Raw genomic sequence first — 12,708 nt, forward strand, 5'->3', positions numbered from 1 at the left:
CTTTCCATGCCCAATGCAGCGATGCGCAAAACTGAACCGTTTGGTTACTAAAAGACCTTGCCGTGCCTGATGTTGTGGGGTAGGCCCTTATCCACCAGGGAGGAATACTGATGGATGCAGGGAACGGCTTTCTTCATCCGGACCGGCTTTTTCCGGCTGATCCGGCAACACGGACCATCGCGCGAGACCTCTACGAGACAGTGCGCAACCTTCCGATCGTCAGCCCGCACGGGCATACCGAACCCTCCTGGTTTGCCGACGACAAGCCCTTCGAAGACGCGGCCTCGCTGCTGGTCATTCCCGATCACTATCTCTTCCGGATGCTGCACAGCGTCGGCGTCACTTTGGACGAACTCGGCGTGCCGCGGCTCGACGGCAAGCCGGCGGCTGAGGGGCGGGCGATCTGGCGGAGCTTTGCCGCGCATTACCATCTCTTCCGCGGGACGCCTTCAAGCATCTGGGTCGACCATGCGATGTCGGCCGTGCTCGGCTGCACCGAGCCGCTGACACCAGACAATGCCGATGCGCTCTACCACCATATCAATGCTCAGCTTGCTCTTCCCGAATTCCGCCCGCGGGCGCTGCATCAGCGATTCGGCATCGAAACGATCGCGACGACCGAAGGCGCGCTCGACCCGCTGGCGCATCACCAGAAGATGGCGGCGGACGGCTGGATCGGCAAGGTGCGCACCACCTACAGGCCGGACAGCGTCACCGATCCCGAAGCCGTCGGCTTCCGCGACAATCTGGTCAAGTTCGGAGAGATCACCGGCGCCGACGTAACGCGCTGGGACGGCCTGGTCGAGGCGCATCGCCGCCGGCGCGCCTATTTCCGCCAGTTCGGCGCCACCGCGACCGACCATGGCGTGCCCACCGCCTTTACCGCGGATCTGCCGCTTGCGGAAAAACAGGCGCTGCTCGACAAGGCCTTGAAGGGACCGCTTTCGCCTGCAGACGCCGAACTCTTCCGCGGCCTGATGATGACGGAGATGGCCGGGCTTTCGGCCGAAGACGGCATGGTGATGCAGATCCATGCCGGCTCCCGACGCAATACCGACAGCGGGCTTTTTGCGACGCGCGGCCCCAATATGGGCGCTGATATTCCGACACGCACGGACTGGGTCGGCGGCCTGAATGCGCTGCTTTCCAAATACGGCCATGCACCGGGGCTCAGAGTGCTGCTCTTCACGCTCGACGAGACGACCTATGCGCGCGAGATGGCGCCGATGGTCGGCCATTGGCCCTGCCTGATGATCGGCCCGCCCTGGTGGTTCCACGACAGCCCGAACGGCATAAGGCGCTATCTCGACCAGGTCGTCGAGACGGCAGGCTTTGCCAATATGGCGGGTTTCAACGATGATACGCGCGCGCTGCTGTCGATCCCAGCGCGGCATGATGTCTGGCGCCGCGAAGTCTGCCGCTTCCTCGCCCAGCTCGCCGCCGAGCACCGGATTTCCAAACGCGACGCCGAGATCGTGGCGGGCGAACTCTCCTATGGCAATGCGAAGAAGGCCTACAAGCTGTGAGCGAACGACTGCAGACCCTTTCCGGCCTCGCCCCGACGGCGAAGCTTCCCGCCTATGACCGCAGCCGGCTGAAGAGCGGCATCCTGCATCTTGGGCCGGGCGCATTCTTCCGCGCGCATTTCGCGCCCTTCACGGAAGATGCGCTCTCGGCCGCGGGCGGTGACTGGGGCATCGATGTGGCAAGCCTGCGCACGCCTGACGTCGCGGATAATCTGACTGCCCAGAATGGCCTCTATACGATGCTGATCCGCGATACGTCAGGTACGACGGCGCAGGTGATCGGGTCGATCCTGAAGGCGCATGTGGCGCCGCGCGATCCGGCCGGCCTGCTGGCGCGGCTCGAGGACCCTGATATCCGCATCGTCAGCATGACGGTGACGGAAAAGGCCTATGGCTTCGATCCTGCGACGGGTGGCCTCGACCTGAAGCATCCCGATATTGTCGCCGACCTTGCCAACCGGCATGCGCCGCGGGGCGTCATCGGTTATCTCGTCGAAGGCCTGGCACGCCGGCGGAAGAAGGGCATAGCGCCCTTTACGCCGCTGAGCTGCGACAACCTGCCGAGCAACGGCGCCGTGCTGAAACGCCTCGTGCTGGAATTCACCTCCCGCATCGATCCCGACCTGCATCGCTGGATCGAAGCGAATGTACCCTTCCCCTCCACGATGGTCGACCGTATCACGCCGGCCAGCACGGACGCGACCTATGCCGATGCAGAGCGGCTGACGGGCCGCACGGATATGGCGGCGATCGAGACCGAACCCTTTACGCAATGGGTCATCGAAGACCATTTCGCCAATGGCCGGCCGGCCTGGGAAAAGGTGCACGGTGCGCTGATGGTCGAAGATGTCTCCGCCTACGAGAAGATGAAGCTGCGGATGCTGAACGGCGCGCATTCGCTGCTCGCCTATCTCGGTTATATCGGCGGCTATGAATTCATCCGCGACGTGATGGACGATGCCGGCCTTGCCGCACTTGCCTACCGGCACATGCATGCGGCCGCGAGAACGCTCGATGCGGTTCCCGGCATCGATCTCGATCACTATGCCAGCGAATTGATAGCACGCTTTGCAAACAAGGCGATCGCCCATCGCACCTATCAGATCGCCATGGACGGCACGCAGAAACTGCCGCAGCGGCTGCTGGAACCGGCCTGCGAGGCACTGGCCCTTGGCGACAGGGCAGAGACCTACGCGATCGCTGTTGCGGCTTGGATGCGCTATGCCATCGGCGAACACGGCAACGGCGATCGCTACGAGTTGCGCGACCCCCGTGCGGCTGAGATCGCCGCCCTCATCGCCGATGTCCCGCGCACCGGTCTGGCGATTTCGGCGGCACTCTTCACCCTTCCTGGACTTTTCCCGGCGGCTTTGACAGGACACCGGGCGTGGACGCAGGATGTCTCCGACAAGCTGGAGATTCTGATCCAGGACGATAGGTTGCCGCTGTTCTAGACTCCCCCGCTACGCCTTGATACGCGCCATATCGGGATCGTAGAGCGGCGACAGTGACACCTTGCAGGGGATACGCTCCCGCGCGACATCGAGCTCATAGGTGCCGGAGAGGACGAAATCCTCGGTCACCCCCTCGGGGCTGCGGACATAGCCATAGCCGATCGGCTTGCCCAGCGTGTAGCCGAAGCCGCCGCTCGAAAGCCAGCCGACGCGCTTGCCGTCGCGATAGATCGTTTCACGGCCGAGCAACACGGTATCGGCATTTTCGGGAACAAAGCAGGCAAGGCGCTTGTTCACCCCGCCTGCAAGCTGCCGTTCGATCGCTTCGCGGCCGCGGAAGGGAATGGCCTTGCGCATCTTCACCGCCCAACCGAGACCGGCTTCAACAGGCGTATGGTCGGGACCGATATCCGATCCCCAGGCGCGATAGCCCTTTTCCAGGCGGCAGCTCTCGATGGCGCGGTAGCCGGCATTGACCAGGCCGAATTCGCCGCCTGATGCCATCAGCACGTCATAGACCGTCGTCGCATATTCAACGGGAATATGCAGCTCGTAACCAAGCTCGCCGACATAGGTGATGCGCAGCGCCCGCACCGGGCAGCCTGATATGCCGATGGTCCTGACCCGGCCGAAGGGGAAGGCCGCATTCGAGACGTCGCTGCCCGTCACGTTTTCCAGCACGGCGCGCGAATTCGGTCCCATCAGCGACAACACCGAATAGGCTGACGTGACGTCGACCAGCTCGGCATGCATCTTTGCCGGTATATTGCGGGCGATCCAGTCGAAATCATGGGTGGCAAAACCGGTGCCGGTGACGATGTAATATTCGTTCTCGGCGATGCGGGCGACCGTCACGTCGCATTCAATGCCGCCCTTGTCGTTGAGCATCTGCGTGTAGATGAGCGATCCCACAGGCCTTTCGACATCGTTGGAAGCGATCCAGGAGAGCGCTGCCTCGGCATCCCTGCCCTTCAGCACGAATTTGGCAAAGGAGGTCTGGTCGAAGATGACGGCCGCTTCACGCACCGCCTTGTGCTCGCGGCCGACGGCGTCGAACCAGTTCTGCCTGGCATAACTGTAGACATCCTTCGGCTCCTCGTTGGCGAAGAGATCGGCAAACCAGTTCGGCCGCTCCCAGCCGAGCTTTTCGCCGAAACAGGCGCCCTGCGCCTTCAGCCGGTCGTAAAGCGGCGATTTGCGGCAGGGGCGGCCGCTCGAATGCTCCTCGAACGGCCAGGCCATGGTGTAATGTTTGCCATAGGCTTCGAGCGTGCGGGTGCGCACCCAGTCGGTATCGAAATGCGGACGGCCGAAGCGGCGGATATCGACCGGCCACAAATCATAGGGCGGTTCGCCCTTCGTCACCCATTCGGCAAGCGCCATGCCGGCGCCGCCGGCCGAGGCGATGCCGAAGGCGTTGAAGCCGGCGCCGACGAAGAAATTCTTCAGCTCCGGCGCCTCGCCGAGAATGAAGTTGCCATCCGGCGTGAAGCTTTCCGGGCCGTTCAGCAGCTGCTTGACGCCGACATTTTCCAGTGCCGGAACGCGGCCGAGCGCCTGTTCCATGATTTGCTCGAAATGATCGAAATTGCTGTCCAGCAGCGTGTAGTGGAAGCCGTCGGGGATGCCGTTTTGCGCCCAGGGAATGGGATTCGGCTCATAGCCGCCCATGACGATGCCGCCGACTTCTTCCTTGTAGTAGGTCAGGCGATCGGGATCGCGCAGGGTCGGCAGGTTGGAGGGCACGCCGAAGGATTCGGTGATGATGTATTGATGCTCGACGGAGACCAGCGGCACGTTGACGCCGAAGCGGGCGGCAAAGGCGCGCGTCCACTGGCCGGCGCAGACGACGACGCGCTCGCATTCGATGCGTCCCTCAGCGGTGACGACGGCGCGGATCCTTCCCTTGTCGATTTCCAGGTCGATGACTTCGGTGTCCTCGAAGATCGAAACGCCTGACATGCGGGCGCCTTTCGCCAGCGCCTGGGTGATGTCGGAGGGATTGGCCTGGCCGTCCGTGGGAAGGAAGGCGGCGCCGACGAGATCGTCCGTTGTCATCAGCGGCCAGAGATCGAATGCTTCCTGCGGCGTCAGCAATTGCATTTCGAGGCCGAAGGACTGGGCGGTGGTCGCCTGGCGCCGGACCTCGGTCCAGCGCTCCTCGTTGCAGGCAAGGCGCAGGCCGCCATTCATCTTCCAGCCGGTGCCGAGGCCGGTCTCCTCCTCCAGCCGCTTGTAGAGATCGACGGAATAACCGAGAAGCTGGGTGATGTTGGCGCTGGTGCGCAGCTGGCCGACGAGGCCGGCGGCATGGAAGGTGGTGCCGGAGGTGAGCTTCTTGCGCTCCAGCAGGACGGTATCGGTCCAGCCGAGCTTGCCGAGATGATAGGCTGTCGAACAGCCTATGATGCCGCCGCCGATGACCACGGCTTTCGCCGTCTTCGGTAATTCCCTCGTCATTTATTGATCCTGTTCAAAGGCTTGATAGGCGCGTTCGAAACGCGCGAGATTTTCGGCCGTATAGGCGGCATAGTCGAAATCGATGCTGGAATGGATTTCCGAAATCATACTCCAGAGCGTCTCGCGCAGCAGCGAAGCGCATTTCATCGCGCCATAGCGCCTGCTGAGATCATCGGTCAGCGGCCGGTCGAAATAGGTCTCCAGCATCGTGTGTTCTGCCGTTTGCGGGAGCTCATTGTTGGAGGCCAATCCGCCGAGATCGAAAAGCGGCGTGTTGAAGCCGGCATAATCCCAGTCGATCAGCCAGAGCCGCTTGCCGTCGTCGAGAAAATTGGCGGCCAGCAGGTCGTTGTGGCCGAAGGCGATTTCGAAAGGCCCTGCCGCTTCTTCCAGCGCCTCGGCTCGGCCGACCAGCGCCGGCAGCAGAGGCAGATAGGCGCTGCCCGCGGCCTTCAGATTGGCGGCGTAATCGCGGATGACGTGAAAGACCCAGAAGATCATCGCCTGGCCGCGGAAATGCCGGGCGATGTCGCGGTGGCAGGCGCGCACCAGCGGCACGACCCGGGCGAGCGTTTCCGGCCTCCTGATATCATCAGGCGAAAGCGCTCTCGCCTCGATATATTCGAGCACCAGAACGCCCGGCGAATGATGGATGACGGCAGGCGATATGCCGGCGGCATGCGCCGCACGGCTTGCGGCAAGTTCGTTCTGCCGGCTGATGTGATGGATCGGGATATCGGTGCCGAGCCTGACGACGCAACGCGCGACGGCATCGCTGACCAGGTAGTTCCTGTTGGTGATGCCGCCTGCTATCGGCGAAATATCGATCGGGCCCTGCCAGATGCCAAGCGCATGAATCCTATCTTCAGGCGTCATGCTTATTCCCCTTCAGCCCCTTCGGAAATGATGGGGCAGAGGAGGATCCTATGTCAAGCAGCGCTTAGATCGTCTTGCCGGCGGCGTCGAAGACGTGGCAGCGGGCCGGATCGAAGAAGGTCTTCACATTGGTGCCACGTTCCACCTTCTGCTGGCCGTCAAGCGCGACGGTCAGGAGCTGGCTATCCGGCGTCGTGGTGTAGAGCATGGTGGCGCCGCCCAGGTTTTCGACGAGATCGACATTGACGGTCGAGAGCGTGATAGCGCCTTCGGTCAGCGAAAGATGCTCGGGGCGGATGCCGAAGGTGACATCCTGTCCGACCGCGCCTTTCAACCGGCGCGGCAGATGGACGGAATTGCCGCAGACATGGATGCTGGTTTCGGTCTCACCGACCTGCTCGATGCGGGCCTTCAGGAAATTCATCTTCGGGCTGCCGATGAAACCGGCGACGAAGCGGTTGGCCGGGTTGTTGTAAAGATCGAGCGGCGCGCCGACCTGCTCGATGCGGCCGGAATTCAACACCACGATCTTGTCCGCCATCGTCATGGCTTCGACCTGGTCATGGGTGACATAGATCATCGTGTTGCCGAGGCTGCGGTGCAGGCGGGAGATTTCGACGCGCATCTGCACGCGCAGTTCGGCATCGAGGTTCGACAACGGCTCGTCGAACAGGAAAATACGCGGCTCGCGCACGATGGCGCGGCCGATCGCGACACGCTGGCGCTGGCCGCCGGAGAGCGCCTTCGGCTTGCGCTCCAGGAGCTTCTCGATCTGCAGGATCTCGGCGGCCCGCTTCACTTTCGGCTGAATATCGGCCTTCTTGTAACCCGCCGTCTCCAGGCCGAAGGCGAGGTTCTTATAGACCGACATATGAGGATAGAGCGCGTAGGACTGGAAGACCATGGCGATGCCGCGCTTGGCCGGCGCCACTTCGTTCATGCGCTCGCTGTCGAGCAGCAACGCGCCGCCCGAGATCTCCTCGAGACCGGCGATCATGCGCAGAAGGGTCGATTTTCCGCAGCCCGAGGGGCCGACAAAAACGACGAATTCGCCGGGATCGATCGTCAGGTCGATGCCATGGATCACGTCCAGCGAGCCATAACGCTTCTCGACCTTCTGAAGAACGACACTGGTTGCCATCTTCTCAAAACCTCTCTTTTGCCGATTACTTCGTTCTTGCGCGCCAATCGGCGTATTTCGGACTGTCGGGACCGACCGGCAGCGGCACTTCAGCGCCGCTGTCGGAAGACTGGTAGATGGCGGTGACGAGTTCCAGCGCGCGGCGCGCGTCCGTCGTTGTCACCGGCAGCGGTCCTTGACCGCTGAGGAAGGCATGGAACTGGCCCATCTGGGTGGTGAAGCGCGGCGCGACCGGCTGCCAGTCGCCGACCACCCGGTCGATCTTTTCCTGCACGTCGTCATTCGCGGCGATGATCTTCCAGGGATCCTTGCCTGGTGTGTAGGGCTCATGGGTGCTTTCGAAAGTGACATTCTCGAAATGCAGCCTAAGCCGGCTCATCTGCTCCTGCGAACCAAGCGTGCAGGACAGCGAGACGAAGGCGCCGTTTTCCATCAGCAGGCTGGCGGAGGCGCAATCCTCGACCTCGATATCGTTGACGCGGGTGGCGACGCGGCCGAAGACCCTTGCCGCCGGACCCATGAGATGCATCAGCATGTCGTGCAGATGCAGGGCATGGGTGACGAGCACACCGCCGAGTTCCGTCGCCCATTTGCCGCGCCAGGGCACGGCGTAATATTCCGGCTTGCGCAGCCAGAAGGTTTCGACCGAGGCCGTATAGGCTTTGCCGGCAATACCGGCGTCGATGATCCGCTTGGCCTTCTGGATACCGTCGCCATAGCGGTATTGGAAGATCGGCATCAGCACGCCTTTGGCGTTCCTTTCCGCTTCCATGATGGTATCGACGCCGGCAAGCGAACCGGTCAGCGGCTTTTCGCAAACGACATGTTTACCGGCGGCGAGCGCGGCGACCACCTGCTCCAGATGGATGCCCGGCGGGGTGCAGATATCGATGATGTCGATCGTGTCGTCGGCGAGCAGCTCGGCGAAGGAGGTGGTACGCCGTTCGATGCCGAACTCGTCGCCGACGGCCGCCAGACGCTGTTCATTCAGGTCGCAGATTGCCGCGACCTTGAACTTGTCGGCATGCGGCAAATAACCCTCGACGATATGGGAGCGGCCGATACCGCAGCCGACAATCGCGACCGTCCTGATGCTCATCTCGTTCTTTCCCGTTGCCGCCATCAGCGCTTCATGCCCGTCGTGGCGATGCCCTCGATCAGAAGGCGCTGGAAGAACAGGAAGAAGAAGAAGACCGGCACCAGCGTCAGAGTCGACATGGCGAACAGGCCACCCCAATCCGATGCGCTGGTGGAATCCACGAAGGTGCGCAGGCCGAGCTGGATCGTATAGGTGTTCATGTCGTTCAGGTAGATCAGCGGACCGAAGAAATCGTCCCAGGTCCAGATGAAGGAGAAGATGGCGGCCGTCGCCAGCACCGGCAGCGACAGCGGCAGCATGATCTTCCAGTAGATGCGCCAGGCGCTGCAGCCATCCATCATCGCCGCCTCATCGAGTTCGCGCGGGATGCCGCGGAAGAACTGCACCATCAGGAAGATGAAGAAGGCATCGCTTGCCAGGAACTTCGGCACGACGAGCGGCAGGATGGTGTTAACCCAGCCGAGGTTGAGGAAGAGCACATATTGTGGGATCAGCGTCACGTGATAGGGGATCATCAGCGTGCCGAGCATGATCGCGAACCAGAAGTTCCGGCCGGCAAAACGCAGCCGCGCAAAGGCGAAGGCCGTCAGCGAACAGGCGATAACATTGCCGGTCACCACCAGCAGCGAGATGACGAGCGAATTCCAGAAGAACCGGCCAAAGCTGACATCGAGGCCGACCCAGCCGCGCGCATAGGAGGAGAGATCGATCGACGACGGGATAAGCGAGGTCGAGGAGAAGATCTCGTTTTCCGGTCTGACCGATGCCGAAACCATCCACAACAGCGGATAGAGCATGAGAAGCGACGCGGCGATCAGCAGGGCGTGGATGATGAGCGACCCCGGCAGGCTGCGTTTGTTGATATCCGATGGCGGCCTGGCCGCAGTGACGGAAGCGGTCATCTCAGTCATCGTAGTGCACCCAATAACGCGAGGTCAGGAAGGAGAAAGCGGTGAAGATCGCGATGATCACCACCAGGATCCAGGCAAGCGCCGAGGCATAGCCCATGCGGAAATTGCCGAAGGCTTCCTGATAGAGGTAGAGCGTGTAGAACAGCGTCGAGTTGATCGGGCCGCCCGTGCCGCCTGATATGATGAAGGCCGGCGTGAAGGCCTTGAAGGCTTCGATCGTCTGGACGACGGCATTGAAGAAGATCACCGGCGTCAGAAGCGGCAGGGTGATCTTGTAGAATTGCCGGAATTTCGAGGCGCCGTCGAGGCTGGCCGCCTCATACATGTCCTGCGGGATCTGGCGCAGGCCGGCCAGGAAAATAATCATCGGCGAGCCGAACTGCCAGACCGACAGCGCCACCAGCGTGTAGATCGAATAGTTCGGATGCGAGATCCAGCTCGGACCTTCGATGCCGAAATGCGAGAGCGCGGCATTGACGAGGCCATCGCTGGCGAAAAGCTGACGCCAGAGCACGGCGATCGCCACGCTGCCGCCCAGCAATGAGGGGAGATAGAAGATGGCCCGATAGATCGGCAACCCGCGCAGGCCGCGGTTCAGCGCCATGGCGACCAGCAAGGCGAAGGTCAGTTTGAACGGGACGGAGAAGACGACATAGGTCAAGGTGACGTGCATGGCGGCCGAAAATTTCGGATCCGCCGTGGCGATGCGCACGTAATTCGCTATTCCCACCCACCTCGGCGACTGCAGCATGTCGAAGTCGGTGAAGGAGAGGTAGAGCGAAATAAGGGCCGGCCCGAGCGTCAGCCCGAAAAAGCCGATGAGCCATGGAAGAAGGAAGAGATAGCCGGGAGCATTGGCGTTCCAGAGACGCCTGAAACGTCCTTCGGCCACGGCCCCCTGATATCTTTCCACATTTATGGCCCCTGCGGGCGTGCGCATCGCATTGCTCATACGGGATCAGCCTCGTGCGAGAATCTGCGTGATTTCGGTGACAAGCTGTTTGCCGCCATCGGCAGGAGATAGCTGTCCGAAGGCCACCTGCTCCGCGATGTTACGCAGCATCAGTTCGCCTTCACCGGCGCCGGCGGGCGGCGGCGGCGGCAATTTGCCGGCGAGATCGCCAAGGCCGCTGACATATTCCAGCGGAACCTTGCCGTTCTCATCGAGCTTCGCCGCGACGACCTCGCGCATGGCGCTCGATTCCGGAATGCCGCGTTCGACATCCAGGAGGACCGCTGCCTCGGGGTTCTTGACGAAGAAATTGACGTAGTCCACGGCCAGGTCGACCGCTTGCGACTGGGCCGAGACCGAGAAGAACATCGAAGGCTTGCGATAATGGCCACCCTTCGAATCCGCCTTGATCCGCATATAGTTGGTCAGCGCCAGCTTGTCCTTGTTCATTGCCTGATAGGCGACGAACTGGTTGGAATGGGCAAAACCGGCAGCCGACTTGCCGAGCGAGACCGTGTTGGTGTCGATATCGTTCTTGTCGAGAGCCTGGACATCGGCGGGAACGCAGGCGCCGGCCTCACGGAACTTGGCCCACATGTCGTACCATTCCGAGGCGTCGTCCACGCCGAAGGCGATCTTGCCGTCGGCGGTATAAAGCGCCTTGCCGCGCTGGCGCAGCCAGTTTTCGAACAGCGGTTCACCGCCGCTGCCGTCGGCCATGCCAAACATGCCCTTGCGTTTACCGGCCTTGGTGATCTCCGCACCCATGCGGGCGAACTCTTCCCAAGTGGTCGCCTGCGTCGGCAGATCGACGCCGGCTTCCTTGAAGGCGGTGGTGTTCAGGACCGTGGCGGCCGAATTCGCGCCGAGGCTGACGCCATAGAGATGGCCGTCGACGCTGCCGCCTTCGATCTGCGCCTTGTCGAAATCGTCGAGGTTGAGCTTGGCCGGCATATAGGATTCGAGCGGGGCAAGCGCGCCGCGCCGGGCATACTGAACGATATAGCGGTAATCCATCTGGATCACGTCGGGCGCGTTGCGACCGGCGACCTGGGTCGCAAGGCGCGGCCAGTAATCGCCCCAGCCGAGGAATTCGCCGGTGATCGACGTGCCCGAATTCTTAGACTGATAGAGCTGCGATACCTTGTTGGTACGATCTGCGCGCGGCTGCGAGCCCCACCACAGGAGACGCAAGCGCTTTTCCTGTGCCAAAGCGCTGGTTCCAAGCGCCGAGAGCGAAAGGAGCGTGGCCCCTCCCGCAACGAAATTACGTCTGCTTACACGTAGGGTCATTTTTTCCTCCTCCAAAGGGAAGCGCCTCCACACGCTTCCGAAACTAGTTACCCTTGCATAAATAACTAATTGGTTACAAGCTACGAGCAAAGCGGCAAGTGTGTCAAGCGGTGTCGGCTAGAGCGTGGTGCCGAAAAGTGCGAGCGGTTTCGGGCGACATCGTGCTCCGGCTGTTTGAGCCCTTCAAATTCGGTTTTTACAATTTCGCACCGAAGGCTTATGAGCGCAACATGCGAGACGGAGGTGGAGCGATGAACGACAGCGGGGAGAATGGGGAGAAGAAAAGGCCTCGACGCCCGGCTCAGGAACGGACGACGCAACGCGATCCGGAACGGACGCGCGCCGCGATCCTTGAGGCGGCAACCCGGGAATTCGCCGAAAACGGCATGGGCGGAGCCCGCGTCGACGCCATCGCCGAACGCGCCGGCACCAACAAGCGCATGCTCTATCATTATTTCGGCGACAAGGAGCAGCTCTATCTCCGCGTGCTCGAAGAAGCTTATGTCGGCATCCGTACCGCCGAGCGCGCGCTTCATATCGGCGACCGCAGCCCGGAGGAGGGCATCGGCGAACTGGCGTTGTTCACCTGGCGTTATTTTCTCCAGCACCCGGAATTCCTCAGCCTGCTCGGCACAGAAAATCTGCATCGCGCCCGCTGGCTGCGCCAGTCCGTCCGGCTCAAGGAACTGCATTCGCATCTGATCGGCGAGCTTTCTCAAGTGCTCGAGCAGGGAAAGAAACAGGGTGTCTTCATCGAAACCGCCGATCCCCTGCATGTCTACCTGACAATCGCCTCACTCGGTTATTTCTACCTGTCGAACCAGTACACGCTTTCGACGATCTTCGGCCGCGACCTGATCGAGCCGACTCATCTCAATGCCTGGGAAAGGCATATCGTCCACGTCACGCTCGCCTCGATCAAGCGCTGAATTTCAAAAATCGGATTTGACGCTTGACAGCCGCGCCGCTCTTCTGCCATCAAGTAACTGTTTAGTT

10 protein-coding genes are annotated in these 12,708 nt (G+C 61.7%); 3 read left to right on the top strand and 7 right to left on the bottom strand.

What is annotated here, in order from left to right; translation table 11 throughout:
- Positions 1-110 precede the first annotated feature (110 nt).
- On the top strand, positions 111-1,526 hold the full coding sequence (uxaC, locus tag FHT75_RS33735) for a glucuronate isomerase (protein WP_183845620.1): 1,416 nt from the start codon (positions 111-113) through the stop codon (positions 1,524-1,526).
- Positions 1,523-2,980, top strand: a complete 1,458-nt coding sequence (locus tag FHT75_RS33740) for a mannitol dehydrogenase family protein (RefSeq protein WP_028757928.1) — start codon at positions 1,523-1,525, stop codon at positions 2,978-2,980. Before uxaC ends, FHT75_RS33740 begins: the two co-directional genes overlap by 4 nt.
- Before the next feature lie 9 nt (positions 2,981-2,989).
- On the opposite strand, the gene FHT75_RS33745 is transcribed toward FHT75_RS33740, so the two are convergent.
- The 7 genes from FHT75_RS33745 to FHT75_RS33775 form a co-directional block, all read right to left on the bottom strand.
- Positions 2,990-5,440 (bottom strand): FAD-dependent oxidoreductase, encoded by a 2,451-nt coding sequence (locus FHT75_RS33745; protein WP_132576068.1) that lies wholly within the window; start codon positions 5,438-5,440, stop codon positions 2,990-2,992.
- Positions 5,441-6,316 carry a phosphotransferase gene (locus tag FHT75_RS33750; protein WP_183845621.1) on the bottom strand — a complete coding sequence of 292 codons (876 nt, stop codon included), beginning with the start codon at positions 6,314-6,316 and terminating at the stop codon, positions 5,441-5,443.
- Positions 6,317-6,380: 64 nt separating this feature from the next.
- Entirely contained in the window at positions 6,381-7,457 is a 1,077-nt protein-coding gene (locus tag FHT75_RS33755; protein ID WP_029868036.1) for an ABC transporter ATP-binding protein, read from the bottom strand.
- A 25-nt stretch (positions 7,458-7,482) separates the two neighbouring features.
- Entirely contained in the window at positions 7,483-8,580 is a 1,098-nt protein-coding gene (locus FHT75_RS33760; protein WP_028757924.1) for a Gfo/Idh/MocA family protein, read from the bottom strand.
- Complete coding sequence (locus FHT75_RS33765; protein WP_028757923.1) at positions 8,580-9,467, bottom strand: carbohydrate ABC transporter permease; 888 nt, start codon at positions 9,465-9,467, stop codon at positions 8,580-8,582. Before FHT75_RS33765 ends, FHT75_RS33760 begins: the two co-directional genes overlap by 1 nt.
- Positions 9,460-10,419 (bottom strand): carbohydrate ABC transporter permease, encoded by a 960-nt coding sequence (locus FHT75_RS33770; protein WP_028758429.1) that lies wholly within the window; start codon positions 10,417-10,419, stop codon positions 9,460-9,462. The genes FHT75_RS33765 and FHT75_RS33770 overlap by 8 nt, the downstream gene beginning before the upstream one ends.
- 6 nt (positions 10,420-10,425) lie before the next feature.
- Positions 10,426-11,712, bottom strand: coding sequence for an ABC transporter substrate-binding protein (locus tag FHT75_RS33775; protein ID WP_029733086.1), 1,287 nt, complete (start codon positions 11,710-11,712; stop codon positions 10,426-10,428).
- Between the two features lie 251 nt (positions 11,713-11,963).
- On the opposite strand from FHT75_RS33775, the gene FHT75_RS33780 reads away from it, so the two are divergent.
- Positions 11,964-12,641, top strand: coding sequence for a TetR/AcrR family transcriptional regulator (locus FHT75_RS33780; RefSeq protein ID WP_029733085.1), 678 nt, complete (start codon positions 11,964-11,966; stop codon positions 12,639-12,641).
- Positions 12,642-12,708: the final 67 nt, after the last annotated feature.

It is taken from the genome of Rhizobium sp. BK112, from assembly GCF_014193215.1.
Classification (GTDB): Bacteria; Pseudomonadota; Alphaproteobacteria; order Rhizobiales; family Rhizobiaceae; genus Rhizobium; species Rhizobium anhuiense.